At 63.8% G+C, this 25,477-nt stretch carries 28 protein-coding genes and 2 pseudogenes; 13 read left to right on the top strand and 17 right to left on the bottom strand.

The window, feature by feature from the left end; genetic code table 11:
* Positions 1 to 119 precede the first annotated feature (119 nt).
* Positions 120 to 998, bottom strand: coding sequence for a universal stress protein (locus NJT13_RS20955; protein ID WP_254526082.1), 879 nt, complete (start codon positions 996 to 998; stop codon positions 120 to 122).
* Positions 999 to 1,124: 126 nt separating this feature from the next.
* On the opposite strand from NJT13_RS20955, the gene NJT13_RS20960 reads away from it, so the two are divergent.
* On the top strand, positions 1,125 to 1,751 hold the full coding sequence (locus NJT13_RS20960) for a SagB/ThcOx family dehydrogenase (protein WP_254526083.1): 627 nt from the start codon (positions 1,125 to 1,127) through the stop codon (positions 1,749 to 1,751).
* A 127-nt stretch (positions 1,752 to 1,878) separates the two neighbouring features.
* Here the strand turns inward: NJT13_RS20960 and NJT13_RS20965 are convergent, their stop codons facing one another.
* The 5 genes from NJT13_RS20965 to NJT13_RS20985 form a co-directional block, all read right to left on the bottom strand.
* Positions 1,879 to 2,325: a universal stress protein gene (locus NJT13_RS20965; RefSeq protein ID WP_254526084.1), complete on the bottom strand. Its 447-nt coding sequence runs from the start codon at positions 2,323 to 2,325 to the stop codon at positions 1,879 to 1,881.
* 144 nt (positions 2,326 to 2,469) lie between these two features.
* On the bottom strand, positions 2,470 to 3,687 hold the full coding sequence (locus NJT13_RS20970; protein WP_254526085.1) for a CBS domain-containing protein: 1,218 nt from the start codon (positions 3,685 to 3,687) through the stop codon (positions 2,470 to 2,472).
* 252 nt (positions 3,688 to 3,939) lie between these two features.
* Entirely contained in the window at positions 3,940 to 4,584 is a 645-nt protein-coding gene (locus tag NJT13_RS20975) for a phosphoribosyltransferase (protein ID WP_254526086.1), read from the bottom strand.
* 141 nt (positions 4,585 to 4,725) lie between these two features.
* Positions 4,726 to 5,040, bottom strand: a complete 315-nt coding sequence (locus tag NJT13_RS20980; RefSeq protein ID WP_254526087.1) for a hypothetical protein — start codon at positions 5,038 to 5,040, stop codon at positions 4,726 to 4,728.
* A 239-nt stretch (positions 5,041 to 5,279) separates the two neighbouring features.
* Positions 5,280 to 6,032: a sugar phosphate isomerase/epimerase family protein gene (locus NJT13_RS20985; RefSeq protein WP_254526088.1), complete on the bottom strand. Its 753-nt coding sequence runs from the start codon at positions 6,030 to 6,032 to the stop codon at positions 5,280 to 5,282.
* A gap of 239 nt (positions 6,033 to 6,271) precedes the next feature.
* On the opposite strand from NJT13_RS20985, the gene NJT13_RS20990 reads away from it, so the two are divergent.
* Complete coding sequence (locus NJT13_RS20990) at positions 6,272 to 6,703, top strand: hypothetical protein (protein ID WP_254526089.1); 432 nt, start codon at positions 6,272 to 6,274, stop codon at positions 6,701 to 6,703.
* A 191-nt stretch (positions 6,704 to 6,894) separates the two neighbouring features.
* On the opposite strand, the gene NJT13_RS20995 is transcribed toward NJT13_RS20990, so the two are convergent.
* Entirely contained in the window at positions 6,895 to 7,680 is a 786-nt protein-coding gene (locus tag NJT13_RS20995) for a diphthine--ammonia ligase (RefSeq protein ID WP_254526090.1), read from the bottom strand.
* Positions 7,681 to 8,181: 501 nt separating this feature from the next.
* Here NJT13_RS20995 and NJT13_RS21000 point away from each other — a divergent pair.
* Positions 8,182 to 8,631, top strand: coding sequence for an Hsp20/alpha crystallin family protein (locus NJT13_RS21000; RefSeq protein ID WP_254526091.1), 450 nt, complete (start codon positions 8,182 to 8,184; stop codon positions 8,629 to 8,631).
* 159 nt (positions 8,632 to 8,790) lie between these two features.
* Here NJT13_RS21000 and NJT13_RS21005 read toward each other — a convergent pair.
* The 5 genes and pseudogenes from NJT13_RS21005 to kdgK1 all read right to left on the bottom strand — a co-directional run.
* Positions 8,791 to 8,907, bottom strand: a pseudogene (locus tag NJT13_RS21005) (adenylyltransferase/cytidyltransferase family protein); the annotation flags it as partial.
* A 55-nt stretch (positions 8,908 to 8,962) separates the two neighbouring features.
* On the bottom strand, positions 8,963 to 9,268 hold the full coding sequence (locus NJT13_RS21010; RefSeq protein ID WP_254526092.1) for a hypothetical protein: 306 nt from the start codon (positions 9,266 to 9,268) through the stop codon (positions 8,963 to 8,965).
* 118 nt (positions 9,269 to 9,386) lie between these two features.
* On the bottom strand, positions 9,387 to 10,598 hold the full coding sequence (locus NJT13_RS21015) for a phosphoglycerate kinase (RefSeq protein WP_254526093.1): 1,212 nt from the start codon (positions 10,596 to 10,598) through the stop codon (positions 9,387 to 9,389).
* Positions 10,599 to 10,668: 70 nt separating this feature from the next.
* On the bottom strand, positions 10,669 to 11,742 hold the full coding sequence (gene gap / locus NJT13_RS21020) for a type I glyceraldehyde-3-phosphate dehydrogenase (RefSeq protein WP_254526094.1): 1,074 nt from the start codon (positions 11,740 to 11,742) through the stop codon (positions 10,669 to 10,671).
* Positions 11,743 to 11,856: 114 nt separating this feature from the next.
* A complete protein-coding gene (kdgK1, locus tag NJT13_RS21025; protein WP_254526095.1) occupies positions 11,857 to 12,810 on the bottom strand; it encodes a bifunctional 2-dehydro-3-deoxygluconokinase/2-dehydro-3-deoxygalactonokinase in 954 nt (317 codons plus the stop codon).
* 320 nt (positions 12,811 to 13,130) lie between these two features.
* Here kdgK1 and NJT13_RS21030 point away from each other — a divergent pair, with 320 nt between their 5' ends.
* The 5 genes from NJT13_RS21030 to NJT13_RS21050 all read left to right on the top strand — a co-directional run bounded on the left by NJT13_RS21030 (position 13,131) and on the right by NJT13_RS21050 (position 16,910).
* Positions 13,131 to 14,300: an NAD(P)/FAD-dependent oxidoreductase gene (locus NJT13_RS21030; RefSeq protein ID WP_254526096.1), complete on the top strand. Its 1,170-nt coding sequence runs from the start codon at positions 13,131 to 13,133 to the stop codon at positions 14,298 to 14,300.
* 360 nt (positions 14,301 to 14,660) lie between these two features.
* Complete coding sequence (locus NJT13_RS21035) at positions 14,661 to 15,251, top strand: plastocyanin/azurin family copper-binding protein (RefSeq protein ID WP_254526097.1); 591 nt, start codon at positions 14,661 to 14,663, stop codon at positions 15,249 to 15,251.
* A 148-nt stretch (positions 15,252 to 15,399) separates the two neighbouring features.
* Entirely contained in the window at positions 15,400 to 15,792 is a 393-nt protein-coding gene (locus tag NJT13_RS21040) for a secondary thiamine-phosphate synthase enzyme YjbQ (protein WP_254526098.1), read from the top strand.
* 42 nt (positions 15,793 to 15,834) lie between these two features.
* Positions 15,835 to 15,978 carry a DUF7557 family protein gene (locus tag NJT13_RS21045; protein WP_254526099.1) on the top strand — a complete coding sequence of 48 codons (144 nt, stop codon included), beginning with the start codon at positions 15,835 to 15,837 and terminating at the stop codon, positions 15,976 to 15,978.
* 440 nt (positions 15,979 to 16,418) lie between these two features.
* Complete coding sequence (locus tag NJT13_RS21050; protein ID WP_254526100.1) at positions 16,419 to 16,910, top strand: pyridoxamine 5'-phosphate oxidase family protein; 492 nt, start codon at positions 16,419 to 16,421, stop codon at positions 16,908 to 16,910.
* Between the two features lie 281 nt (positions 16,911 to 17,191).
* On the opposite strand, the gene NJT13_RS21055 is transcribed toward NJT13_RS21050, so the two are convergent.
* Positions 17,192 to 17,614 carry a CBS domain-containing protein gene (locus tag NJT13_RS21055; RefSeq protein WP_254526101.1) on the bottom strand — a complete coding sequence of 141 codons (423 nt, stop codon included), beginning with the start codon at positions 17,612 to 17,614 and terminating at the stop codon, positions 17,192 to 17,194.
* Positions 17,615 to 17,846: 232 nt separating this feature from the next.
* Between NJT13_RS21055 and NJT13_RS21060 the strand changes: the two genes are divergently transcribed.
* Positions 17,847 to 18,728, top strand: a complete 882-nt coding sequence (locus NJT13_RS21060; protein ID WP_254525497.1) for a universal stress protein — start codon at positions 17,847 to 17,849, stop codon at positions 18,726 to 18,728.
* A 72-nt stretch (positions 18,729 to 18,800) separates the two neighbouring features.
* On the opposite strand, the gene NJT13_RS21065 is transcribed toward NJT13_RS21060, so the two are convergent.
* Together NJT13_RS21065 and NJT13_RS21070 are read right to left on the bottom strand one after the other, a co-directional pair.
* Complete coding sequence (locus tag NJT13_RS21065; RefSeq protein ID WP_254525499.1) at positions 18,801 to 19,157, bottom strand: hypothetical protein; 357 nt, start codon at positions 19,155 to 19,157, stop codon at positions 18,801 to 18,803.
* 531 nt (positions 19,158 to 19,688) lie between these two features.
* Positions 19,689 to 20,114 (bottom strand): DUF7539 family protein, encoded by a 426-nt coding sequence (locus NJT13_RS21070; protein ID WP_254525500.1) that lies wholly within the window; start codon positions 20,112 to 20,114, stop codon positions 19,689 to 19,691.
* 191 nt (positions 20,115 to 20,305) lie between these two features.
* On the opposite strand from NJT13_RS21070, the gene NJT13_RS21075 reads away from it, so the two are divergent.
* On the top strand, positions 20,306 to 22,039 hold the full coding sequence (locus NJT13_RS21075; protein ID WP_254525502.1) for a SulP family inorganic anion transporter: 1,734 nt from the start codon (positions 20,306 to 20,308) through the stop codon (positions 22,037 to 22,039).
* Positions 22,040 to 22,094: 55 nt separating this feature from the next.
* Here NJT13_RS21075 and NJT13_RS21080 read toward each other — a convergent pair whose 3' ends face one another.
* The gene (locus NJT13_RS21080) at positions 22,095 to 23,171 is read right to left on the bottom strand and encodes an alpha/beta fold hydrolase (RefSeq protein WP_254525503.1); all 1,077 of its coding nucleotides are present in this window, start codon (positions 23,169 to 23,171) and stop codon (positions 22,095 to 22,097) included.
* A gap of 223 nt (positions 23,172 to 23,394) precedes the next feature.
* Between NJT13_RS21080 and NJT13_RS21085 the strand changes: the two genes are divergently transcribed.
* A complete protein-coding gene (locus NJT13_RS21085; protein ID WP_254525504.1) occupies positions 23,395 to 23,583 on the top strand; it encodes a hypothetical protein in 189 nt (62 codons plus the stop codon).
* 291 nt (positions 23,584 to 23,874) lie between these two features.
* A pseudogene (locus NJT13_RS21090) lies at positions 23,875 to 24,072 on the top strand (universal stress protein); the annotation flags it as partial.
* Between the two features lie 77 nt (positions 24,073 to 24,149).
* Here NJT13_RS21090 and NJT13_RS21095 read toward each other — a convergent pair.
* On the bottom strand, positions 24,150 to 24,596 hold the full coding sequence (locus tag NJT13_RS21095; protein WP_254525505.1) for a DUF2267 domain-containing protein: 447 nt from the start codon (positions 24,594 to 24,596) through the stop codon (positions 24,150 to 24,152).
* A 199-nt stretch (positions 24,597 to 24,795) separates the two neighbouring features.
* Here NJT13_RS21095 and NJT13_RS21100 point away from each other — a divergent pair, with 199 nt between their 5' ends.
* Entirely contained in the window at positions 24,796 to 25,428 is a 633-nt protein-coding gene (locus tag NJT13_RS21100) for a class I SAM-dependent methyltransferase (protein WP_254525506.1), read from the top strand.
* The last annotated feature ends 49 nt before the right edge of the window (positions 25,429 to 25,477 follow it).

Below are 25,477 nucleotides of genomic sequence, written 5' to 3' on the forward strand. Positions count from 1 at the left end.
CCAGTTTCGCCATGGCGCAGAGAAGTCGTGTCCCCGAACCGGTGGCCCCGATCTCACGACCTCCCTTCCGTGGTGACGGCCCGTGCGAACCGCCCCGATCCACGAGGACGCGAAGCGGTTCACGTAACGGTCAAGACGGGGATCGGCGATCGACGGACGACTCGAGCCGTCGTGCTTCCGAGCAATCGACCGCTCCCGACCGATCGGCCGCGCGTGCCCATGGCGACGAGGTCGGCATCGACCGACGAGACGTATTCGAGCAGTTCGTCCGCCGGATCCCCGCGACGAACGGCGGTCGTCGCGTCGAGATCTCGGTCGCGTGCCATCTCCGCGACCGTTTCCGTGGCGTTGTGTCCGCCTTCCGTGAGCAACCCGACGATACTCCGGGATGCGTCCTCGAGATCGTACGGCGTCGGATCGACCACGTAGACGGTGTGGACCGCTGCGTCGTATTTCTCGGCGACGTCGAGTGCGGTCTCCGCGGCGCGGATCGCGCCGTCGCTCCCGTCGGTCGGAATCACGATCCGATCGTACGATATCGTTTCCGACGCGGGGACGTCACTGTCGTCAGCCAGGCGGACCGAAAGGACGGGCACGTCCGCGAGCGTGAGCACGCGTTCGGTCGTACTTCCCAGGCGGGCCCGATCCGCACCGGTTCGACCGTGAGTCCCCATCACGAGGAGGTCGACGTCGTATTCGTCCGCATACGCGAGAATCTCGCCGTAGGGAGTCCCCTCGCGAACCTCGCGTGACGCCTTCAGATCGAACTCCTCGGCCCGGTCAGTGATTCGAATCGTCGCTTCCCGTCCCCGGCGCTCCGATGGCGCGAGGAGGTCGTCGCGCTCGTCGCCGGAGACCGCGGGTGGTTCGCCGCCCGTGTCGACGACGTACAGCGTGTGCACGGCGGCGCCGTAGGTCCGGGCTAATTCGGTCGCGTGAGCGATAGGCGCTTCGGCACCCGCGCTGCCGTCGGTCGGGACGAGTATCGTACCGTACATGTCGTTTCGTTCGACTCGAACGGGTATCAATAGCACCCACACGTTCATCGAACGTGACAGACGCGACGTCGTCCGCGATGAGACGATCGGGGACGGTGTTTTGCACGGGGCCATCGAAGGGTCGCTATGGCTTCGGTCGAACTCCCCGAACCCGCCGTAGACGGATCGACGAGCGTCGAACGAGCGATCGCGACCAGGCGGAGTCGCCGTTCGTTCGCCCGAACGCCGATCGAAATCGAGGACGTCTCCCAGCTACTGTGGGCGGCACAGGGTCGCACCCACGAACGAGACGGCGTCGAGATGCGAGCTGCACCCAGTGCCGGCGCGACCTATCCGCTCACCGTGTTTCTCGAGGTCGCACCGGGTGGAAGCGGGCAGCTGGCGCCTGGATTGTACCGATACGAACCGGAGCGACACGGGCTCGAGACGACGCTCGAGACGGCGATCCACGACGAGTTCGCGGCGGCGTCGTCGGGCCAGGCGGTCGTCGACGCCGCACCGGTAACGGTCGTGCTGACGGCGGACTACGATCGAACGCGGCGGCAGTATCCCGCCCACGGCGAGCGATACGTCCACATGGAGGCCGGACACGTCGCGGAGAACGTCCACCTCGTGTGCGAGGCACGCGGATTGAACACCTGTCCGGTCGGGGCGTTCTCCGAGCGCGCCCTCGCGGACGCGCTCTCGCTTCCCGGGCGACTGGCGCCGCTGTATCTGTTGCCGGTCGGTCGGCGGCCGTCTCTCACGGGGTAGGAAATCCCGACCTGTCGGTCGGGCGAGCAAGTCGATCGGCGACTTCGCGGGCCGAACCCGAAGTGACACGCCGACGGTCGCTCGAGCGAGGTGCGACCCACGGTGACGCGACGGAACCGCTGTGGCGTCACCGAACCACGGTGACGCTAACCGGCGATCGGCGAACGACCATCTCGGCGACGCTGCCGAGTAACATCCGCGTCGTGCCGGATCGTCCGTGGCCTCCGAGTACGATCTGGTCGATATCGTTGTCCTCGGCGTAGTCGACGATCTCGCGCGCCGGTTCGCCGAGCGCGGAATCGGTCGAGAGGTCCGCGTCGCTGTCGGCCGCCAGTTCGCGCGCGTCGTCGAAGATCCGCTCTTCCTCTTCGGCGGCCCGTTGGTACCATTCCCTGGAGCCGTGTGGCGGTTCGTTTCGCACGTCCACGTCGGTTGCGGAACTGTACCCCGGATCGCTCGGATCGATCACGTGGAGCGCGACGACCGAGATGGAGCCCTCTTCGTCGAACGCGTACTCGAGCGCTCGTTTCGACAGCGGTGACCCATCGACGGGTACGAGTAGTTGACGAGACATCGTGGACTCGTACCTCGTGTAGTCTCAAAATACTATCCGAACCGCTGTGCGATCCGTCCCCTCGAACGATCTATCTCGAGAGCACCATCGGCACCAGCGATGTCGACCGGACCCGTGACGTCGACCGGACCCGTGCCGGCGGGACTACTCCTCTAAGAGCCAGCCGAAGCGCTTCTCCCAGAACGCCTCGTTCGGCGGCTTCTTGCTCCGTCCGTAGGTCTTCTCGTCGCGGATTTGTCGGTCCAGGATCTCGCGCGCTTCGTTGAACGCGTGACTCGCGCCGTAGCCCTCTCCGGAGGCGACGTACAGGCCCCGGTCGGTGTGCAACCGGATGCGGGCGAGCAGCAGCGGCGTCCCGCGGCGGGTCTCGTCGTGTTCGTGGAGGTGGATCTTCGCGTCGAGTACGGTCATCTCGTGATCCCTCTCGTCGAACGTGTCGATCATGGCGACGATATCGTCGTAGGTCGCGTCGTCTATCAGGTCGGTTCCGTAGATCTGAACGGCCCGGTTGCCGCCGATCTCCCACGTGAGCGCCTCGAGAATGTCGGTTTTCGTGACGATCCCGAAGGGCTGCCCGTCGGTCGTGACGACCAGCGACGAGGCGCCGATCTCGAACATTTCCTCGATCGCCGTCTCGAGCGTTTCGGTCGGCGAAATCGTTCGCACCGGCGCCGTCATGATGTCGCGGACTGGGAGGTCGAGGATCCGCGCGGGCTCGCCCTCTCGAGCGCCGAAGCCGCCCCGGCGTGAGCGCCCCGTGCTGGCGGAGATGTCGCCGCCGAACGGGTCCGTGCCACCCGCATCGCCACCCTGACTCTGCACCTCCGCTCGGACCGTCAGATCCGTCACATCGTAGAGGCTGAGGATACCGGCTGCCGCGTTCGACTCGACGACGGGGAGATGAGTGATGTGGTTCTCCCGGAACACGTTGAGTGCGTCGCCGAGGGTCGCCGTCGGATCGACCGAGACGAGGTCGTCCGAGTAGGCCTCGGCGACGGTCGCCGCGTCGAGAAACGGCGTGACCGTCCGCAGGAGTGCGTCCGCGGTGACGACGCCGACCAGGTCCCGATCCTCGAAGACGGGAAGCAACTGGGTGTCGCTCTCGATCATGAGCCGCGCCACCTTCCGGACGTCCTCGTCGGGCTCGAGTCGGGGGACGTGCCAGACCAACGATCCGAGCTTTTCGTCGGGTTGGCGATGCGATGTGGCGAGTTGTCTTCTGGTGACCACTCCTTCGAACTCCTCGCCTCGTATCAGGACGCCCTTGACGTCCGAATCGTCGAACGTCCCGACGAGCTTCGAAACCGGCGTCTCCGGAGTGAATTCGACGTACTCATCAGAAACGATGTCAGTTATTTTCATTGGTGGTGGTGAATTGGTGCTCCGTTGCTCGGTCGGCGATACTATTCGGCCCCGAGTCGAAGGGACTGTGCGAGTGGAAGCGTCGGCGTTTCACACCCGCCCTCTCGTTCTGTTTTACTCCTGTCCTCCCGTTCTGTTTCACACCCGCCCTGCCGTTCTCTCGGTGCTCGACGCCCTGAATCGTCATCGCCGGTATACGGATGCGGGAGCGTCTGCCGCCCCTTCGTGTCACAGGGCTGCCTCCGTCTTCAGTTACGCGTCCGTCGTCAGGTATTCCATCGCCTTCTCGTCAGGCACTTGCGCGAAGTCCTCGTAGAACTGTCCAACGCCCCTGAAGTTGCTCGGCGTCTCGAGACAGACGACTTCGTCGGTTTCGTCGGCCAGTTCGCCGACGGTGGATGGCGGTCCGACCGGGATCGCCAGCACGATCCGCTCGGCGTCCGTCTCGTTGAGACACCTGAGGCACGCCCTCGCGGTCGATCCGGTCGCCACGCCGTCGTCGACGACGACGACCGTCTTGTCGGACAGATCGGGTTTCGGCCGGTCGCCGCGATACCGGTCGGCCTTCTGACGCGCGTTCGCTGCCTCCTCCTCGCGCTTTTCTTCGAAGTACTCGGAGTCTACGCCCACACCGCGCAACGCGGCCTCGTTTCGCCAGACGCTTCCGTCGCTCGCGACGGCACCGATGGCGTACTCCGGGTTTCCCGGGGCGCCGATTTTCTTCGCGACGACGATGTCGAGTGGCACGTCCAGCGCATCGGCGACTGCGCGCCCGAGCGGGAGACCGCCCCGTGGGATCGCGAGCGCGATATCCGCGTCGATCCCCCGGTCGCGGATCTCCTCGGCGAGTTGTGCTCCCGCGTCAGTTCTGTCCGCAAATCGTCGAACTCCCTCCATCGTTCGCACGGATGTGGTACAGTAGCATATAACGTGGGCACTGATCCACCGGGGCGGGACCGAGGGGGTACACTCGACGGAACCGAGGGCGATACCCGCGCGAGAATCGCACAGAACCCGACCGCGTTCCGGCCGCGGCAATCACTCGTACTCGAGTCCCTGGAGTTCGTACCGGTAGGTTCGTCCCTCTTTTTTCACGACGAGCAGGTGCGTCTCGCCCGCTCGCTCGAGGCTGTCGAAGTGATTCCCGAGGTTGCCGGGATTCAGGGAGGAACTGCCGTCTCGAAGCCCGAATCGGAGGGAAGCTTTCGGTTGGCGGACGTCGTCGACCTGCTTGGCTCGGACCGAAAGCACGTCACCAATCTCCCCGACCTCGACCGTCCCGGTGATCTCCCACGTGTGATCGCCGTACTCCAGTTTCCTTCCGGCGAGTTCCGGCCACTGTGTCTCGTCCATGGACACGACTTCCACGAAGAGTACAATCGTCTTTTCGCCCCTCAACGATTCGACAAATTTCACGTTCGCTCCGTCGGCCGCTCGATTCCATCTGCGCCTGAACGCGGAGACGGACCGATGAACGTCTCTTCGGCGGTACTCTCGCTACAGTGTGGCAGAGTCTCCGGACGTTCCGAGTTCCGACAGTCGTATCGACCGCGATCGCTCTGCCTGCTTGCCGGGCGGATAACGATCGCTGGTCACGATTCGGGCTCGAGTGCTGCCCTCGTTCGTCGCGCGGTGTCTCGCAACAGGGGGACGTCGTCGGTGAACACTTCGACCGCGACGGTCCCGTCGAATCCCGCGAGGTGCTCGGTGACGATATCGTAGTCTACTTCGCCGGCGCCGATCGGGAGATGGGTGTCGCCGCGGCTCCGGGCGTCGTGGACGTGGAGGTGCGAGACGAGGTCGCTGTACCGCGAGCAGAACCGGTCGACGCCGTCATTTCCGTCCTCCATGTACGCGTGACCGACGTCGAAACAGACCGCGGTCTCCGTCTCCCGTGCGATATCCCCGAGAACTGTCAACGGGAACCCTCGCTTCTGATGTCCGACGTTCTCGACGACGAGTTCGACGTCGGCGTCGTCGGCAGCCGTCGCGATGGCGGTCAACTGATCGGCGAAGAGCGGACGGAGGTCGGTATCGTGCGGATTTCGGGCCGTTCCGTGAAGAACGGCCTTTTCGGCTCCGACGGATCCGGCCCACTCGAGCAGGGTCCCCAAGTAGTCCACGATCGCGTCGTTGATCTGGTGGACCGGCGTCACGATCACCTGTTTGAACGGCAAGTGGACGCAGAGATCGGCACGTGCGTCGGTGAGTATCGTCTCGAGTCTGTCCGCGTCGATGTCGTCGACGTCGGTACCGTCGCCGATCGACAGCTCGGCGAACTCGAATCCCGGGACCGTTCGTTCCAACCGTTCGAGCGAGTCGCCGACGGTAAGGCCCACGTCCATACCATCACGTCTGTTGCCACCGACTTAACGGCGCTGGAATCCAGGCTTTCGACGACAGGTATCGAGGCCGGGAAACGGCATCGAACGGCCGGCGTCCCGCAGCGGACGGGGCCGACCGAAACTCGAGGGCGGCGAGCGGACGATTCTATACCGAACTCGAACGGCCGTCTTCCCGTCTGCATCTCACCGCGTTACGGAGTACGGAATCATTCTTCCCCCTCCCCGTGCAATAGATTGACATGCCCCTGGAATTCGGGTACGAACCGACGGGACGACGTCCGATCGTACCGACGCCCGACGAACTCGTCGTCCATCTGCGCGAAGCAGGTGCAACGACGATCTACCTCTCGCGAACCGATGCCTTTCGCGACGGCGTCGTTCCCATCACGGCGACCTACACGCCGCCGTCGCAAGAGCCCGCGTCCGGACCGGATTCCGAGACCGTCCGTCGACTGCTCCGGCGCGTGTTCGACGCAATCGACGATCGAATCCGATTTCACGGCCGCGAATGGGTCCTCGAGTGGTCCGTCGAACCCGCGTTCACCGAACCACGAACGGATCTCGTGCCGCTGTACGATCGCAGGATCGAGCGAACGTACGGGGACGGGTTCAACCTCTGGAACCTCTACTTCGTCTACGAAGAACACAGCAACGCAGCCACCGACTCGTGAGCGAGAGGGACTCGCCCATCGACCCTCGAGCGAGGCGATTGCGCTCCATCGGGGGTTGCACTTCCCCACGACAGGTGTTCTTCGACTTTCGCTCGTCCCCGTCGTTCCTCCGCGCCGTCTATCGCTGGCGTCCGCTTTCCGCCACCGTTTCCGTCGTTACTCGCGTCCGCTTTCCGCCACCGTTTCCGTCGTTACTCATCGCTGCCGGGATCGCCGTCTTCCGTCGCGGATGCCTCGAGTCGGGCGTCGGTGATCCGCAATCGTCCCCAGCTGTCGTGCCACTCGCGCTCGAACTCGAGCGCGATGGGACGCGACATGTGCGGTCCGTCGGTCACGACCGTCTGAAACTCTCCCCCCTCGCCCAGAAGGTGGACGCCGTACTCGCGGTGGAGTTCGGTCAGTTCCGCGAGCGCCTCGCGGTTCAGCCGTCGGCCGAGCCAGGACGCGTCGAATCCGGGCGCCGCCACCTCGACGAACACGATCTCGAGTCCGGCTTCGATCATCTCCTCGAGGAGGTCGGACGGCTCCGCGTGCCACAGCGGCGCGTCGAAGGCGCATCCGAGGCTCTCACACATCGACCGGAGGCGGTCGGCCTGATAGTCGCTCTCGACGGTTCCGGCGACGAGCCCCGTCAAGCCACCGGCGAGTTCGGCATCCAGCGTTCGAAGGCCGGCCTCGAGGGGTTCCATTTCTGCGTCGCCCGCCGGCCCGGAGACGCGGCCCTCCGCCGCGCTGATATTGGGAGGCTCGATGTCGACGGCGGGAATCGTGACGTCGACGACGGGGATTCCGATGCTCGTTGCGGCCAAACGGGTCACCGTCCGTGCGGGCGCGTGGTAGACGTGAGAGCCCGCCGGCGGGTTGACGATCACGAGCCTGCGGACGTCGCGACCGGCCTCGAGGGCCCGCGTGAGCGCCCACGCGGACTCTTTGCCGCCGGAGAAGAGGACGACCCAGCCGCCGTCGGGTTCGGACATACGGTTCGATTTTTCGTCACGGGAGTTATCTCTGTGGTCCGGGGACGAACGGTACGACTCCCGTCGGAAACCGTCAGTGACCGGAACAGGATTCAGGGGGCGTACGCATTCGGGCCGTCGCTGCCGTCAGTATTCGGACCGTCGCTGCCGTCAGTAACTGATTGGGTGTCAGTAACACAGTATTACATCCGTCGGTTCGTAACGGGACGGAGACGTCGGTCTCTTCGCTGACCCTGACGGCCGTCCCCGCACCGCCCGTGAAACGGTCGAACCGATCGGGAAATACCGTATTTCCGCCATCGAACCCGCGAAACAGATTGTTACACAGATTACGACAAATCTCGTGAGCATCCACGCCACACGACCGGGCGCTGACAGATCGCCGACGGACGAACTCGGTCGATCACATCGACGACGCGCGTCTGCCCCTCGTACGGGCAAGTTTTAACTCACCACGAGTGGCCCTCTCACTGGGCAGCCGGAATGCCCGTGTGAAGTGCCATGACCGACGAAAGTGACCCCTTCGACGGATTCGAAAGGCAACTCAACCGGCTACAGCAACAGTTCGAGAACATCACGAGAATGTGGGATCGCGAGCGGTTCGGACTCCCGGAGTCGGAGATGACGGAAATGGGGGTCGATCTGGTCGATCACGGTGACGAGTTCGTGCTGACGGCGGACGTTCCCGGCTTCGACAGCGACGAAATCGACGTCCGTCTCTCGGATCACACGCTCAATATCACGGCGGAACACGAAGAATCGACCGAAGAACAGGAGGAACTGTACCTCAAGAGCGAACGGTCGCACAGATCGATCACCCGCTCGGTTCGGATCCCGGAACCGGTCGACGAAGAGAACGTGAGTGCGACGTACAACAACGGTGTGCTCACGCTTACACTCCCCAAACAGAAACCGAGCGATGTCGGCGGGCACAGGATCGAGGTCGAATAACCGTCCCGTCGTTGCCCCGTCGCAGCCGCGACCCCCTCGAGGAATAGCGTCGCGATGAGCGATGGGACGCCGGAACGACCCGTCTTCCAGCCCCGCCATCGTTCGATCTATCATCTCGATTCGCTCGCCCGCGGTGAAGGGGTCGTCGACGGTGTGTGACGCCTGTGCGCTTCCGACGCCGATCACGATTTCGTCCACTTCCGCCGCGATATCCGCAACGTCGGAGCGATGGCCGAGATGAAACGGCTGAAAGCGGCCGACGAAGAATCCTCGCATGCGAGTCAACTCGAGTCCGGACCGCCCGCGCGTCGCGGGACGAACGTGCGGCGACTCATCGATCGACGGCGTCCGATTCCAGCGCGGTCGCTATTTTCGAGGCCTTTCGGGTCGCGGGCTCCGAGGGCGGTGCCGTCCGATAGGCGACCGTCGCCCGCTCTCCGTCTTCGGTGGCGGAACTCGTCCCGACGACCGCGACGAGCATCCCGTCGGTCGTCCGGTACTTCGTTCCCTCCTCGCTGTCGGACGTGGTGAGCCCGCGTACCGCGTCGGTGATACGGTCGTGAACGTCGGCAACGGCGATATCGAGGTCGAGCGATTCGAATTCCGGCCGTGCGAGTGCGTCCTCGAGTTGGATCATGGTGTGGCATTTTTCGAATCGACGCGTCGTACGGAAAGGCTTGCGGTACTGCCTACCACGGAGCAACGACGCCCACAATCCGCGCTTCGATCGTCACACCGGGTCCGTTCTCGGGTCCTTACATCTCTTGTTCGAGCACTTCGATGCCGACGAGCGGCTCTCCGGTGAGCGCGCGGGCGTACGCCCCGCCGGCGATCGAAACGCGAGAGAAGTCGTTCTCGTCCAACTCGTACAGTTCGATCGATCGAGCGGTGTCTCCCCCGCCGACCACCGAGAAGCAGTCGGCGTCGGCGATCGCCGTGAGGACCTCGACGGTCCCGTGTGCGAACCGGTCGTCCTCGAAGACGCCGAGGGCACCCTTGACGAAGACCGCTGCCGACTCGGAAACGAGATCGGCGTAGCGTTCGGTCGTCTCGGAGCCGATGTCGAGGAACGACGTTTCCTTCGTGATGCCCTCGACGGCCGTCTCTGCGCGCTCACCGTGTTCGTCTTCGTAGGCGAGGTCCGTCGGGAGGAACAGGCAGTGTCCGTACTCCTCGAGCACGCGTTCGATCGTCTCGTGGTGATCTTCCCACTGGTGATCGAAGAGCGTGGTTCCGTGGACGTCGTATCCGACGTCGTGACCGCTGGCCCGCAGGAAGAGTTCGCCGACGATCCCGCCGAGGCAGAACCGGTCGACGGTAGCGGCGACCCGCTCGACGACCGGGATGGCGTCCTCGGCTTTCGTGCCGCCGAGAACCATGGTGACGGTGCCGTCGAATTCGCGTTCGCGGATGGCGGTGTTCGCCGTGTACTCGCGTTCCATCACGCGACCCGCGTACGCGTCCATGACCTGCGGGAAGCCGACTATCGAGGCGTGAGATCGGTGTGCAGTCGAGTAGGCGTCGTCGACGTACGCATCGAACTTCGGTGCGAGCGTCCGAACGAGCTTCGTTTCGGCTTTGACCGCCGGCTTCTCCTCGGGCAATTCCCCGTCGCACATCCTGACGTTCTCGAGGAGGAGCACGTCCCCCGGTTCGAGTTCTTCGATCGTCGCGAGCGCGTCCGGACCGACGGTGTCGGCGACGAAATCGACCGGTCCGTCCACGTGATCGGCGAGGAGCGCGGCGTGTTGCTCGAGGGAGACGAACGTCTCGCGGCCCGGCCGTCCCTGGTGGGCGAGGAGGGCGACCGCGTGGCCGTGGTCGAGCAGTTCGACGATCGTCTCGGCGTGGCGGGCGAACCGGCGGCTGTCTCGGACGATGCCGTTCTCGACGGGCGCGTTGATGTCGATCCGCACGAGTAACCGCTGTCCGTCATCGAGGTCGTCGATGGTTCGAAACGTGGTCATGGAGTGGAGAGGCGAGGTCGTCGCGGTCGCTCGGTCGACCGATTCGAGCGCACCGACACCGGTCGGGGCGTCAGTGCGCGACCGCTTCTTCGGTACCGATGGACTCCGTTTCGCTGGCGACGTACGTCGCGAGTTTCAGCATCTGCACCGAGAAGCCGTACTCGTTGTCGTACCAGGTCAGGACCTTGGCGAGATCGTCCGCGACGACCATCACGGATTCCAGGTCGACGTACGAGGGAAACGGCAGTCCGATGACGTCACGCGAGACGATCTCCTCGTCCGTGTACCCGAGAACGCCAGCGAGGTCGCCGTCGGCCGCCTCGCGAATCGCGTCGGCGATCTCGTCTTTCGTGACGTCGGTCTCGAGAGTGAGGGTCAGGTCGGTGATCGACCCGTCCGGAACCGGGACGCGCATCGCCATCCCGTCGAGTTTGCCCTCGAGTTCGGGCAGGACTTCGGTCGCGGCGATCGCGGCACCGGTCGTTGTCGGAACGATATTTTCGGCGGCCGCGCGACCGCGACGACGCTTTTCGAGCGGGCCGTCGACCAGCCCCTGGCTCCCGGTGTAGGCGTGGACGGTCATGAGCAGGCCAGAATCGATGCCGAATTCCTCGTCGAGTACCTTCACGACCGGTGCGACCGAGTTCGTCGTGCAGGACGCATTCGAGATGACGTCCGCGCCGTCGTATTCCTCGTGATTGACGCCGTAGACGAACATCGGGATCTCCGTCTCCCCTTTCGGCGGGGCCGAGATGATGACCTTGTCGGCGCCCGCTTCCAGGTGCATGGCTGCCTCCTCGTCCGTCCGGAACAGGCCCGTCGCTTCGAAGGCGACGTCGACCTGGTAGTCGTCCCACGGAAGGTTCGACGGGTCGTGTTCGGAGAGCAGTTTGATCTCCCGAGAGTCGACGAAGAGCGTGTCCCCACGGCGCGAGACGTCGTCCAGTCGACCGTGAACCGAGTCGTACCGGAGGAGATACTCCATGTCGTCGTCGTCCATGACGTCGTTTATCGCGACGATCTCGACGTCGTCGCGCGATAGCGACGCCCGCAAGACGGTGCGGCCGATTCGCCCGAACCCGTTGAGTCCGATTCGGAGCGTCTCGTTCGATCCCGCACTACCGCTGTACGAATGGTTCCCCATGTATGTCGTGTCTCTTCCTGCCGTTAAATCCGTTGCGCCCTATCAGTTAGAAAACCGTAGATTTCGCTCGAGCAGTCCGCGAACGACGTCGAAAGATCGTTGCGGTGGTTCCGATCACCGCGAAATCGTCGCGTGTTCTCCCGCCACGATACGGTCGACTTCGTCGCGGTCGACGATCGCGACGTCGCCGGGAATCGTTCGTTTGAGGGCCCCGACTGCCGCCCCGTATTCGAGCGCCGTTCCGACGTCGACTCCGTCGAGCCGACTCGCGAAAAAGCCGCCGACGAAGGCGTCGCCCGTTCCGATCGGGGCGATCGTCTCCGTTTCGAATGCAGGTCGGCTGACGACCGCACCCTCGTGGGACGCCACTGCGCCGTCCGCCCCGCACGTTATCACGACCGTCTCGAATCCCCACTCGTCGGCGAGTTCCGTCGCGATTTCGTCCGGCTCACCGGTCGCCCCGAGGACATTGCGAGCGTAGCGAACCGGCGTAACGAGCGCGTCGATCGACGGGAAGTACGTCTCGATCGTGTCGCGCGCCTCGGTCGGGGACCACAACTTGCTTCGATAGTTCACGTCGAATGCGGTCCGAACGCCGGCTTCTCGGGCGATTTCGAACAGTTCGCCGACCGTTCGCTCGAGCGTCGCGGACAGCGCGGGCGTAATACCGGAGGTGAGAAACACGGCCGCGTCGCCGAGTATTTCGGTGGCGAGTTCGTCGACGGTCGCGGTCGTCACCGCGGCGTCGGTCCGATCGTATACGACGTCGGTTCCCCGCGGCTCTCCCGCGATTTCGAGGTAGTAGACTCCCTGTCGACCGGTTTCGGTCCAGACGACGTCCACGTCCAGCCCGTAGCGCTTCAGATCCGAAACGACCCGCCGTCCCAGCGCAGTATCCGGCAGTTTGGAAATCCACGTCGCGTCCGCCCCGAGGCGGGCGGCGGCGACCGCCGCATTACTTTCGGCACCGCCCGGATGCACCTCGAACGCCGTCGCGGTTTCGAAGCGTTCGTGACGAGGGGGCGACAGCCGGAGCATCGTTTCACCGAACGTGACGAGGTCCGTCATACGCCCGTTGTCGACGGCTGTCGACATAGTTGGGCAGGACGTCACCTGTCGTCTCTCGGTGGGCCGATCCGGTCTCGTGTCGCGATGGATCGCTGCGTTCCGTTTCCTCCGTGCACGGACGGTGCGTCGGACCTTTCGATCGACTCATCGTGACTGCGCGTTCGCCCGGACCCACAGTACGTTTCTGCGATACGACGGGAACGTAGGCTGTCGAAGCCGAACCTGTACCTGTATCTAGTCCTTTTGTTAGACTGGGGCCCGTTAGGAAACGCACACAGATGACAACGGACCACGCTACAGCCGCGGTACTCGGAGGTTCTGTGTCCGGGCTTGCTGCGGCGACGGGGCTGAACGACGTAACGACGATCGATCGAGTGACCGTCTTCGAACGGCAGGAATACGACGAAAAGCGAGTCGATTGTGGAGAGGCGATAAACGATGCGACGCTGATACCGCTCGAGAAGACGCCCGAAAATGGATTCGTCAACGACATTGACGGGTTCCGATTATACGTGTACGACGGTGTCGATCGCCCGTCTGAAACGGATCCGTTGGCGACATCGGACCTGCGATGTGCACCGGGATACATCTGTGAACGGGACGTCGTCGAACGACGATGGGCAGCAGAACTCGCGTCCAGGGGCGTCGAATTCCGAACCGGTCGATCCGTCACTCCTGCGGAGTACGCGGACATCGTCGAGACGTACGATTACGTCGTCGACGCAACGGGACACCCGTCTCTGACGCTCAGGACCACGGGTCAAACACGGGAATACACCGGCGAGATGGTCGCTCTCAACGCGACGGTCGATGGCGACTTCTCAGGATACGTAAACCGGCCGCGCATCTTTTTCGAAGGATACGTCGGATACTCGTGGGCGTTCCCGAAATCGGAACGCCACGCGAACGTCGGGATTGGGTGGGCGGGTGACAGGCGACCAGATGCCTATTTCGCTGCCCTCGTGTCGGCCGCCGACCGGAACGCGTTTCCGAAGCCGGAACGAGAGCAGGTGAACGTCGCCACCATTCCAAAAGGCCCCAGCCTCGACCCCGCCAACGTGTACGTCCCCGACGAGAACGTGTTTCTCGTCGGTGACGCGGCCGGAATCGCCAATCGATACCAGGGCGAGGGAATCTGTCAGGGGATCAGGTCGTCGTATCTCCTCACCAACCTGATCGCGAAGGGAAACGAGGCTTCGTACCCACGAGCACTGGATTCGTTGATGACGTCCGAGTACCGCCTCGCACATCTGATGCGCGGCGCGTGGATCGAACACGAGGATCCCGAGTTACTGGCGGCGGTCGCGGAGGCGCTCGACGGACTGACGATCGACGACACGACACGTCGACCCGGGACCGTGATTCGCCGTATCGCGAGTCGACCGACGACCGCGATCAGACTCGTCTCAGATATCGGAATGATTCGGCGCCTCTACGACTCAGCGACGGACTCGTGGGAATACACCGATGAGAACGGATTACGAATGTGACGGTGACGGGCTTCGTCAGTGCTGACAGCCGATGTGGTGGTGTCTCGTTCCCTATCCCATCTACTCGCCGTCTCCACCCCAGTAGCAGTCTCCGACGCTCGTCATCGGAACCAAACGATCGCACCCGGCTGTCGCGCTAGCCGCCGCTCTCTCGAGTCGAAGTGACGGTTTCCGGCTTAAGAAGCCCCTAATTGTATCGTCTCCGTCCAGTTGGAAATATCGCAGCCAATCTTATTCCTCGAATAAGTAAAGCAGAGTAGCCGCGTCGTTCGTTCGACGAACATCATGACTGATCGTCCCTCGAGACGGAGTCTGCTGGGTATAGCTGGCGGTACGATCGTAACTGGGTTTGCCGGTTGTTTGACAGGGAGCGACCAATCGGCGAACGATGGCGGGCCGGAGGAGACGTCCGAGAACTCCACAGCGGACCAAGAAAGCGAGGACGATGGCGATCCCTCGTCCGAGAACGAGACTGATAGTGAGGGAACCGAAAGCTCGTCCAGTGCTGCAGACGTTACCATGTTGACGAACGATTCCGGGACGCACTTCGACCCCCACGTCGTCCGCATCGAGCCGGGTGAGGCAGTTACGTGGACTCTGGAAAGCGGAACCCACACGACGACTGCGTACGCCTCTTCGAATGACAAACCCCCACGGATTCCAGACGATGCGGAGGCGTGGGATAGCGGTTCGATGTCAGAGCAAGGCGCAACGTTCGAACACACCTTCGAAACCGAAGGTGTCTACGACTACTATTGTCGCCCGCACGAGAGTACGGGGATGCTGGGAAGCGTCGTCGTCGGCGATCCCGATCTCGAGGGCCAGCCCGGACTGGCAGAGCCACAGTCTGCCCTCCCTGATTCCACCCAGACGAAGATTCACGAACTAAACGAGATGGTCCGCGGTGGTGGGGAAGGCGGACACGATCACGGTCACGAGGGCGGCCACTGACCGTCCCGAGGCGGGCTGTCGGTCGCACTCAGCCGTGTTCGCTGATCGACGACGTGTTCGGTTCGGCCGTCCGCTTTCCTCCGTTTCTGCGTCACACTTCTGCGACAAGTGGACACGATTATCACCGATTCCATCGTACACGACCGATATGATCGTGGAAGTACGAACCAGTGAGCGAGTCGACATCGTCGACGTTACCTCGGACGTCGCAGAAACGATCCCCGCAGAAACCGACGACGGTATCTGCACCGTCTACGTTCCGCACACGACGGCCGGAGTAATCGTCAACGAACACGAGAGCCGACTCCTGTCGGACGTCGAACGCGCACTCGAGCGACTCGTCCCTCGTGACGAGGAGTACGGACACAACGTCGTAGACGACAACGCAGACGCTCACGTGCGTGCGACCCTGCTCGGCGAGAGCGTCACGGTTCCGATAGTCGACGGCGATCTCGCACTTGGAACGTGGCAGTCGATCTTGTTCGTCGATTGCGATGGACCCCGGACGCGTCGGCTTCGAATCTCAGTCGTCGACGGGTGAGTGGGGAGTGATTTATTCGACTGGCGCGCGTCATCGTCTCTGATGGTCCGAACGATCGAGCTCGACGACGACCTCGCGGAACGAATCGACGGCCACCTCGAGGAGGACGAGACCGTAGAAGAGTTCATCGAGGAACTGGTCTCGATATACGAGCAGGAAGGCAGATTCCTCCAGGAAGGGGCCTGAAACCCCCTCTCACAGAGGACGCCGCGAGTGACGCGAGCGGGCGATGCCGAGGCTGCACGGAGAGCGGTGAGGCTGCACGGAGAGCGGTGAGGCTGCACGGAGAGCGGTGGGTGGCGTGGATACTTTCCCGTTCGACACCGGATATCGGACGCGCTCGGCGGAGGAATCACCGTGCGCAGCGGCCGCCGAACGACCGATACCGACAGTCATCGACGTGCTCTGGGTCGCCGGGTATCGCTTCTGGAGACGCGACCGTCGTGGCGGATTCTCTGGTGATCGCCGCGGCGGATTTCACGATGACAGTCGACGGACGCGTCACGTGGATCGACGACGGCGCGTGCTCCGGACCGACTCCGTCCGACTCTCGATCGATGGTGCGTGTTCATCAAACTGTGACAGTCGAACAACATTTTAGATGGTTCACGCCCTTGGTGATGGTGATGACGATCGACGACTTCGGTGACGACGGTATGGTTCGGATGGACGAGGATCAGATCCGCGGATTTCTGTCGAGTCAGAGCGTCGGCGTTCTGGGACTCCCGGCCGAGACTGCGCCCGTCATGCGCCCCCTCTCGTTCTGGTACGATGGGGAGTCTCGACTCGCATTCCTGTACGTCCGGGGCGCCGGCAGCCGGAAAGCGGAACTGAGTGACCGCTCGGTCGTCGCCCGGTTTCTCGTATACCGGGCGGACACGCCGTTCAACTGGACCAGCGTCCTTCTCACGGGCCCGATCGAAACCGTTCCCGAGGCCGAGCGGGACGCTCTCGAAGATGCCATGGAGATGCGGTGGCGACCCGACGTGTTCGAACGGGCGAGCACGTCGGAGAACGTCACGTTGTATCAGTTCCGGATCGAAGAGCAGACCGGTATCAGACAGATGGGGCTCCCACCCGGACTCGAGAACGCCTCGTCCGAACAGGGGTCGGAGTGACGCCTCGCGATGGCGGTCGGTTTGAGTTTCCCGGGGGTCGATAGTCGGTTTCGGGCCGACTGACAGCAGATGCGTCGCGCTCGTGGCCGTCACGACGTTCTCGTCGGTGATCTCTCCGCGGTGATCGCTCCGTGACGTCCGAAAGTGGTTGCTGGACGTCCCTCTGGCCCGTCGGGCCGGGTGTGACGCGGTATAAACGAGAATGATGACCGTCGCGTGGTGACCGTACCGTCGACCCGGACGGGAGGTCGTCTCCGCTGTCTTCGGTGGCGTGACGTCGGTCAGTACGGCGGCCGCTGTGCCCGAACGACTGCCGCCAGTTCCTGATGTTCGTTGGCGAGAAGTTCGTTCAGGTCGTCGACCGTGATAATGCCGTCCAGATTGCCGTCGTCGTCCATGACGGGCAGTCGACGCACGCCGTGTTCGCTCATCAACCCGGTGGCTTCGGTGAAGCCAGCATCGTGCTGGACCGTCTGCAAGCCGTCCGACATGACGTCGTCAGCGACGAGCCCATCGGGATCCATCCCTTCGGCGAGTACGTGCATCGTCAGATCTCGATCGGTGACGATCCCGACCGGCGCATCGCCATCGGTGATGACGATACTTCCGATAGCCTCGTTTTGCATCGTCTCGGCGAGGTCGTGAACCGATTCGTCGGTCGTGGCTGTAACGACGTCGCTTCGTGCGAGTGTTTCTATAGGCATTGGTACCCTCCTTCGTCCATCCCACAGGGAGCATTATAGTTATTTTAGGCGGGTCGCAGTGACAGTCACCTTTTCGTGAGCCGATACCGCTCGCCGTCCCTGTCGAGTGGCGTGACGGACCGCTTTCGAGGGGGAACTGTCCGGCGTGAACCGAGTGTCCGAACGCGAACTGCCGTCCGAACCGGGCCCGCACGCGGGATAACTGTAAGTGAGCGCCGATCGAATATCGCGTATGTTCGATCGGATCCTTGTTCCGACCGACGGGAGTGGCCCCGCGACCGCCGCTCTCGAACTCGCGGCCAAGGTCGCGCCGCCCTCGGCGACCGTTCACCTACTGTTCGTCTCCGAGGCGGACGGCGTCGACGATACCGACGCGGAATCCCCTGTCACGGCTGAAACCGCCACCGACGCGGCCGAACCGACGGGCGACGAGATACTCGCTGACGCGAGCGAACTGGCGACCGTCGCGGGACTGTCCGTCGTCACCGCAGTCCGGACGGGGGTCCCTCGAGAGCGCATTCTCGAGTACGCCACGACGCACGATATCGAGATGATCGCGATGGGGCAACACGGCAGGCGGCGGGTCGGACGGCTCGAACTCGGGACCGAAACCCGTGACGTCGTCCGTGACGCGTCGATGCCGGTTCTCGTCGTCCGGGCGAGCGACGACGTTCGAAGGGTGTATCCGTTCAGGCGGATTCTCGTACCGACGGACGGAAGCGACCAGGCGAGCGCGGCGGTCGACCTGGGAATCGAAACGGCGGCGGAAACGGGAGCGACGCTCGACCTTCTCTCAGTGGTCAGCGTGACCCGATACGGCACCGACGCGAAAACGGACCAGCTGATCGACCACCTCGAGAAAAACGCCCGGTCGGCCCTCGAGACGGCAGCCGCGGACGCGGCCGACGACGTCGACGTCCGCACCGCCGTCTCCGTCGGAACGGTTCATCGAGAAATCTCCGCCTACGCCGAGCGGAAAGATGTGGATCTGCTCGTCATGGGGACACACGGACGGAGCGACGTCGAACGGGAACTGCTCGGCAGTGTCACGGAGCGCGTCCTCCGAACCGCGCCGGTTCCCGTCCTCACCGTGCGGGCACCCGAATCCGAGTGACGCCGTTCCGACGGAGACGCCCAGACGCCGTTCTGATGGAGACGCCCGGGCTGAGACAATTCGATCGACGGGTTACTCTTCGGAGCGCTCGTCTCGAGCCGAGGATGACGAGACGCCGTCGCCGAGGACGTACTGGCCGGACGTGTCCGCTTCTTCGATCACGTCGGTGTGGACGAGCCAGCGGAGGAACTCTTCGTACTCGCCGTCGCTCAGCGTGCCGCTCAACCGCGCGTCCTCGACGACCTGGCGTGTGTGGATCGGCTCGAGTCGCCTGAAGGTGGCGAACAGTTCGACGATGTCGTCGAGGAGGGGAGCGATGTGCTGGACGTCCGCCTCGTCGAGACGGATCGCTCGAACGACGCTCGCTCGGTCGATGTCGACCGTTGCCGTTGCCGTTGCCGTCGCCGTTGCGGTGTCGTCTCTGCTCATAGCGACGGCTGATTCGAGAGCCATCGTGAACTAGGTTTCCACGGCAACGGACTCGAAGGGCCCGAGACGGGCTGGACCGGGACACGGCCGACGGGTGGGTTGCGGTTCGGAATTCGGCAGTCGTGCTCGATCACGTCGAGCGGATCGCTCTCGAAATCGACGCGACACCCGCACAGGTGTCGCTCGCCCGGCTTCTCCAGCAGGACGCAGTCACCGACCGATCGAGGGCGCGCACGGCGTGAAACGCCTCTTTCATAGAACCGTCGATCGGCTCGAGGCGAACGTGGAGGTGACCGCGGTCACGTCGACCGCCGAACGACGGGCGGCGCTTCGGGAGGGAACCCCGTGAACAGCCACCCTCGATGATGGCATCTCCACCGGCGTCTCTCCGTTCAGGACTCTCTTCGAGGTCGAGACGACGGCTGTTCAACAGACGTCTCGGACAGCGGCGAGCCGTCCGGGCCGACCACCGAGTCTCGTCCGGACCAGCCACCGTATCCCGCCCGGGTCGGGCGAGCAAATCGACGCCGATCAGTCCCTCTGAGTGGACTCGAGAAACGACTCGAGATCCGTCTGGATGAACTCGGCGACGCGCTCACAGTAGTTCCAGAGCAGGTCGTTGAGTTCCTCTCGCGTCGCCTCGTCGAGACTCTCCTCCCCCCGAAACCCTTCGTAGGGAATCTCCGGGTGATACGTACACACGACGCGCAGCTCCGATGTGTCGATCGGTTGCCCGGTGACGATTCCGTATTCGTCGGCGTCCCACAACCCGACGCCGTCCTGACGGGTGAGATCCGAATCGATCCTGTCGAGCACCAGGAGTTCGTCGTCCGTCAGTGCAGCGTCCGGTCCTTCGAACAGTTCGGTGAAGGCCCGGTCTCTGGCGTCGAACTTCCACTCCTCGAGATGCGCTCGTGCGCGCTGTAATCGCTGTCTCTCGCTATCTGTGACGCTCATAGGAGTCACCAATCCGTCCAGCCCGATTAATCTGTACCCCGCCGCGCTGTCCCCCGCCGCGAGACGAGCCGGGCCGGCAGTTCGTGACGCGTTCAGTTTGGCCCCCCAATGTAATTGAAATGATAGTTCGTGGCTGGTCCGAAATGGGTATTTGTCCCGTCGAACCGTCCGTCCCGGAGAGGTGCGCTCCATTGTCATCGAAACGCCTCACGGAACGAATAACCGGCCGGTTCTCGTCGATCCTCCCGGTACTCGAGTGGCTGCCGCGGTACGACAGTTCGTGGCTCCGTCCGGACGTGGTCGCGGGGATCACCGTTGCGGCGTCAGTCATTCCCGAAGGGCTGGCGTACGCGTCGCTCGCGAACTTGCCACCGGAGACGGGGTTGTACGCCGGGTTGATGGCAGTCGCCGCCTACTTCTTTCTCGGCACCTCCCGGCAACTCATCGTGGGACCGACCTCGGCGCTTGCGATCCTGGTCGCGAGTGGCGTCGGGTACGCCGCCACCGGGAACACCGCCTCGTACGCCTCGCTCGTACTCGTGACGACGCTGCTCGTCGGCGTCATCGCGGTCGTCGCGTGGGCACTCCGGTTAGGGTTTCTGGTCCACTTCATCTCTGGATCGGTGCTCACGGGGTTTTCCGCCGGCGCGGCGTTGTACATCATGTCGACACAGTTGAACAAGTTGCTCGGTATCGAGAGCAGCGCGTCGGGTGGTTTCTTCGCGGAAACGTTCTTCGGACGGGTCTCGTACATCGCGACCCATCTCGGGATGACGAACGCGGAGACGCTGGCTGTCGGCGGTGCGGGAATCGCGTTGCTCGCCCTCGGTGAGCGGTACGTACCGCGGTTCCCGAACGCACTCGTCGTCGTCGTTCTCGCTATCCTGGCGATGTCGGTGACGAATCTGGAAGCCCGCGGCGTCGACATCGTCGGCTCTATCCCGAGCGGCCTGCCTTCGCTTTCGGTTCCGGCGGTTCCCGAGCCCTCGACCCTGAGTTCGCTCATTCCCATCGCCGCCGCGCTGTTCCTGCTGTCGTACGTCCAGGGAATCGGTGCGGCTCAGACGTTCGCCAGACGTCACGATTACGAGACCGACGCGAATCAGGAACTGCTGGCCGACGCCGGCGCCAACCTCGCCGCGGGCCTCGGCGGCGGGTTTCCCGTCGGCGGAAGTTTCTCGCGGTCTGCGCTCAACGACTCGGTCGGCGGGAAGACACAGCTCACCAACGCCGTCGTCGTCCTCGTTCTCGTCGTCGTTCTGTTGTTTCTCACCGAGGTGTTTACGAACCTTCCGGAAACGATACTCGCGGCCGTCGTCATCGTTGCCGTCTCCGGGCTCATCGATACGACCGCGATCCGGCGACTGTACCGGGTGAGCAAGAGCGAGTTCGCCATCGCGATGGCGTCCTTGCTCGGGGTCCTCACGGTCGGGATGCTCTGGGGTATCTACATCGGCGTCGTTCTCTCGTTACTGGTCGCGATATCCCGAGTCAGTCGTCCATCGACGCACGAACTCGGTCAGATACCCGGGACGAACGAATTCGTCGCGTTCGACGTGACCGAGGCGGCGACGACCGTCCCCGACGTCTTCGTCTACCGCGTCGAAGCCGAACTGTTCTACGCGAACGCGGAGACGGTTCGGACCGACCTCACGAATCGGCTCGCGAAACGCGACGCAGACGTCGAACTCGTCGTCTTCGACCTCACATCGTCGCCGACGGTCGACTTCGAGGCCGCACAGATGCTCGAGAAACTCCACCGGAAACTCGAGTCGCGCGGCATCGACCTCTGGTTTGCGGGGGCGGAACCCGACGTCGTGCGGCTGTTCGAAACGACGGGCCTCGCGGCGAAGGCCGGCGACGTGACGAGGGAGGAATCGATCGACCACGTCGTCGATCGCTGGCGGGCGGAGCAATCGTCCTGATCGTCTCGGTATCGACCGTCCCTCCCTCACGCGGTCCGTCCCCAGTGTCGTCCGTCTACGAACGATCCTCGAACCACGCACAGACGCGCGGCCAGAGATCGTCGTGCGATGCTTTCCCGGCCGACAGGCCGACGTGGTCGGTCGGAAATTCGATCACCTCGATGTCGTCGCTCTCGGTCGCGTCCAGAAACGGACGGCTTGCCTCCGGCGGGATGAACTGGTCGGCCGATCCGATGACGTTCACGATCGGCCTATCGATGGCGTCGAGGTCCACGTTCGTCTCCCCGACGGTCAGCCGTCCGGTCTGGAGCTTGTTCTCCCGATAGAGGTCGACGAGAAACTGTCGGTAGAGTCTGCCGGGGACGTCGACGCTATCGAATCCCCACCTGAGCCGCCGTGCAAAGTGGTCGACGTACGTCTCGTCGTCGAGATGATCGAAGAGTCGAAGATACCGCCCGAGGTGATACTCGAACGGCGCGATGAGGGAGAACTCGAGGGTCAGCAACGGCCCCGGTGCATTTCCGTACACGTCCGCGACTCGGTTCGGGCTGTACGATTCCTCTCGCCCCCAGAGACGAAAAATCCCGCCGTCCACATCGAAGTTGAGGACGGGTGCGAGGAGTCCGAGCGTGCGAACGCGCTGGGGAGACAGCGCCGCAAAGATCGCGCTCAGCGTCCCGCCCGTACAGTAGCCAAAGAGGTGGATCGAATCGCAGCCGACGCGCTCGATGACTTCGTCGACGCAGCGTGACAGGTACCGGGCCACGTAGTCGTCGATCCCGAGGGACGAGTCGAGTTCCGACGGGGAACCCCAGTCGACGAGGTAGACGTCGAACCCTCGCTCGAGAAACTGTCGGACGACGCTGCGATCCGGCTGGAGGTCGAGGATGTACGGTTTGTTGATGATGGCGGAAACGAGTACCACGGGGGTCTCCCGTCTCCGGTCGACGAGCGGGTCGTACCGGACGAGACTGAGCTTGTTTTCGGCGTACATCTCCTCGTGGGGCGTTTGGCCGACGTCCGCCGCGGCGGATCGGCGCGTCAGGAACGGGGGCTTCGCTCGCGGCGATGGTGGCTTCCGAACGCCGGTCTCGAGGGCGGCGCTGATCCGGTCTGCGGGGAAAAACGGCATCGTAAGGTACTGTACGAGATGCGGATGCTTTGTCCTTTGCCGCCGTCGCGGGGGGGTCGCTATCGACCGATCGCGACGATCCTCGATCCGCGGCCGTCGAAACGCAACCCCGCCCGTCAGTCGGGGGACGGCGCCTGCACACGGCGACTCCGTGCCGACGAACGCTGCCCCACGGGCGGAGACGGTGCCAAAGATTTTGTCGCTCAACGACGTGGTCGGCGGTATGCAGTACGACGATATCGATCTCCGAGTCCGCGAGCGCGACGGACAGCGGATATTCGAACTCGACGGCTACTTTCGGCCGCAGCCGGAATCGAAACCGCCCGAATACAGGCGGAACGCGATCGTCGATCTGACGGAAGAACAGGCGCGCAGACTGCACGACGACCTCGGTGAACGACTGACGGACTAACCGGCTCGTCCACGCGTCGCTCTCGAGTCGCCCGATCGAAACGGGACGCGTCCGCGGTGCCTCGTGGTACCCGGCGGGCGTTCTGTGATCCGTTCGTTCCGGGACCCGTGCTCGTTTCGGGCAGCCGTCGCAGAACGGTCCGATCGCTCGGACCGCGGCGTGTGGGTCCCCTCTCCGGTGATCGCGACACCGGAGATGTCTGCTCGCGTGCGTCGGAACGGCCGCTATGCTTTTACGCGTTCTCGTGCCGATGGACGGCCCCGTGATGGCCGAGTGCGCGCTGGATACGCCCTCGAGGTGGCGGCCGCCGAGCGTGCCGACCCCGTTCACGAGCGCGCCCGTGAACTGGCCGCCGAGTACGACGCCGAGAATTTCGATGCGGTCGTGATCGGAACGCACGGAGACGATACGATCGGTCGGTTGTTCGTCGGCGACGTCGCCGAAACCGTGTTCCGGCGCTCGCCCGTTCCGGTAACGGTCGTCCGGTGACCGAATCTCGGGGGAGATCGACTGTGCTCTCCAGACGCGGTCGGCCGTCAGCCGGGTCCAGGTTCCCGTCTTCGCTCTCAGCTCGCGTCCTCGGGCGGTGCCTCTTCGTGCTCCTGCCACCCGCCGGCGTCGACGACTTCGAATAGTTTCCCCCAGTTCTCGTCCTCCTGGCTCTCCGGGAGTTGATCGCGGAGTTGTTGAAAGTCAGATGGCGCCACTTGCGTGTTCACGAGGTCGACGATGACTCGAGCGTGGTAGGCCGCCTTGGGCGGATCGACCTGTTCGATTTCGCTGACGCGCTCGACGAACTCGTGCCAGTCGAACCGCTGGCCGTGATCCTGGACGGCGCCGGTCATGTACCACTGGATCTCCATCGGGAGCGACCCGGCGAGGTCGTCGGCCGCGCCCGCGGGGATTCGCTCACCGAGCGTCATGAGCGTCGCCCGAATCGCCCGCACGCTCTCGCCGGTGCCCGGTAGCTCGAGTCGGTGCTGGACCTGACCGGTGAATTCATCGAAATTCATGTGCTCTCACATCCGTCGCACGATAATCACGGACATAAAACCCATCCCACGAGGGGGTGAACGACCGATCCGCCGACGCCATCGAACAGGCCGAAGCGGCGCTCGAAGCCGTTCGCTTCGGCTCGACGCGTCTCGTTCTGGCTCACCGTGTCGCGTTTCGCCCCGAACCTTAGTACGATCGCCCGTCATACGATCGTCCATGCCCAAAACAGCGCCGTTCGAGAAACACGCCGACCGATACGAAGGGTGGTTCGAGGACCACGAGGACGTCTATCGGTCCGAACTGGGCGCTCTTCGCCGTCTCGTTCCGACGACCGGTCGCGGGATCGAAATCGGCGTCGGCAGCGCGCGGTTCGCGGGTCCACTCGGGATGCAGGTCGGGATCGATCCGTCCGAGGAGATGCTCGAGTACGCCGTTGCACGGGGGATCGAGGTGGTCAGAGGCGTCGCCGAATTCCTGCCGTTCGGCGACGGATCGTTCGATACCGCCCTGATCGTGACCACGATCTGTTTCGTCGACAATATCCCCGGAACGCTCTCGGAAGCCGAACGGGTCCTCGAATCGGACGGTGCGCTGGTGATCGGGTACATCGACGAGAACAGCCCCGTCGGACGGACGTACCAGGAACTGAAAGACCGGAATCCGTTTTACAGGGATGCGGTCTTCGTCTCGACGGAGGAACTCGTCACGGCGCTCGAGACCGCCGGATTCGACCATTTCGAGTTCGTCCAGACCGTCTACAACCGGCTCGACGAGGTCGACGGCCCGGAACCGATCGAGGAGGGGTACGGTGACGGTTCCTTCGTGGGGATCAAGGCGACTCGAGGCTGACGGACACGGTCGTCGACCGAGTCCGATCGTGACCCGTCGGAATCGACCC

It is taken from the genome of Natrinema caseinilyticum (assembly GCF_024227435.1).
GTDB classification, from domain to species: domain Archaea; phylum Halobacteriota; class Halobacteria; order Halobacteriales; family Natrialbaceae; genus Natrinema; species Natrinema caseinilyticum.

Excerpts from the sequence above, each read along its gene's own strand:
- gap (WP_254526094.1), bottom strand. The coding sequence starts at position 11,742 with ATGGGGAACCATTCGTACAGCGGTAGTGCGGGATCGAACGAGACGCTC.
- NJT13_RS21000 (WP_254526091.1), top strand. The coding sequence starts at position 8,182 with ATGACCGACGAAAGTGACCCCTTCGACGGATTCGAAAGGCAACTCAAC.
- NJT13_RS21050 (WP_254526100.1), top strand. The coding sequence starts at position 16,419 with ATGACGATCGACGACTTCGGTGACGACGGTATGGTTCGGATGGACGAG.
- NJT13_RS20955 (WP_254526082.1), bottom strand. The coding sequence starts at position 998 with ATGTACGGTACGATACTCGTCCCGACCGACGGCAGCGCGGGTGCCGAA.
- NJT13_RS21070 (WP_254525500.1), bottom strand. The coding sequence starts at position 20,114 with ATGAGCGTCACAGATAGCGAGAGACAGCGATTACAGCGCGCACGAGCG.
- NJT13_RS20975 (WP_254526086.1), bottom strand. The coding sequence starts at position 4,584 with ATGGAGGGAGTTCGACGATTTGCGGACAGAACTGACGCGGGAGCACAA.
- NJT13_RS21040 (WP_254526098.1), top strand. The coding sequence starts at position 15,400 with ATGATCGTGGAAGTACGAACCAGTGAGCGAGTCGACATCGTCGACGTT.
- NJT13_RS21085 (WP_254525504.1), top strand. The coding sequence starts at position 23,395 with ATGCAGTACGACGATATCGATCTCCGAGTCCGCGAGCGCGACGGACAG.
- kdgK1 (WP_254526095.1), bottom strand. The coding sequence starts at position 12,810 with ATGACGGACCTCGTCACGTTCGGTGAAACGATGCTCCGGCTGTCGCCC.
- NJT13_RS20990 (WP_254526089.1), top strand. The coding sequence starts at position 6,272 with ATGCCCCTGGAATTCGGGTACGAACCGACGGGACGACGTCCGATCGTA.
- NJT13_RS20985 (WP_254526088.1), bottom strand. The coding sequence starts at position 6,032 with ATGGACGTGGGCCTTACCGTCGGCGACTCGCTCGAACGGTTGGAACGA.
- NJT13_RS20970 (WP_254526085.1), bottom strand. The coding sequence starts at position 3,687 with ATGAAAATAACTGACATCGTTTCTGATGAGTACGTCGAATTCACTCCG.
- NJT13_RS21055 (WP_254526101.1), bottom strand. The coding sequence starts at position 17,614 with ATGCCTATAGAAACACTCGCACGAAGCGACGTCGTTACAGCCACGACC.
- NJT13_RS21080 (WP_254525503.1), bottom strand. The coding sequence starts at position 23,171 with ATGCCGTTTTTCCCCGCAGACCGGATCAGCGCCGCCCTCGAGACCGGC.
- NJT13_RS20965 (WP_254526084.1), bottom strand. The coding sequence starts at position 2,325 with ATGTCTCGTCAACTACTCGTACCCGTCGATGGGTCACCGCTGTCGAAA.
- NJT13_RS21100 (WP_254525506.1), top strand. The coding sequence starts at position 24,796 with ATGCCCAAAACAGCGCCGTTCGAGAAACACGCCGACCGATACGAAGGG.
- NJT13_RS21015 (WP_254526093.1), bottom strand. The coding sequence starts at position 10,598 with ATGACCACGTTTCGAACCATCGACGACCTCGATGACGGACAGCGGTTA.
- NJT13_RS21060 (WP_254525497.1), top strand. The coding sequence starts at position 17,847 with ATGTTCGATCGGATCCTTGTTCCGACCGACGGGAGTGGCCCCGCGACC.
- NJT13_RS21010 (WP_254526092.1), bottom strand. The coding sequence starts at position 9,268 with ATGATCCAACTCGAGGACGCACTCGCACGGCCGGAATTCGAATCGCTC.
- NJT13_RS21045 (WP_254526099.1), top strand. The coding sequence starts at position 15,835 with ATGGTCCGAACGATCGAGCTCGACGACGACCTCGCGGAACGAATCGAC.
- NJT13_RS21095 (WP_254525505.1), bottom strand. The coding sequence starts at position 24,596 with ATGAATTTCGATGAATTCACCGGTCAGGTCCAGCACCGACTCGAGCTA.
- NJT13_RS21065 (WP_254525499.1), bottom strand. The coding sequence starts at position 19,157 with ATGAGCAGAGACGACACCGCAACGGCGACGGCAACGGCAACGGCAACG.
- NJT13_RS20980 (WP_254526087.1), bottom strand. The coding sequence starts at position 5,040 with ATGGACGAGACACAGTGGCCGGAACTCGCCGGAAGGAAACTGGAGTAC.
- NJT13_RS20995 (WP_254526090.1), bottom strand. The coding sequence starts at position 7,680 with ATGTCCGAACCCGACGGCGGCTGGGTCGTCCTCTTCTCCGGCGGCAAA.
- NJT13_RS20960 (WP_254526083.1), top strand. The coding sequence starts at position 1,125 with ATGGCTTCGGTCGAACTCCCCGAACCCGCCGTAGACGGATCGACGAGC.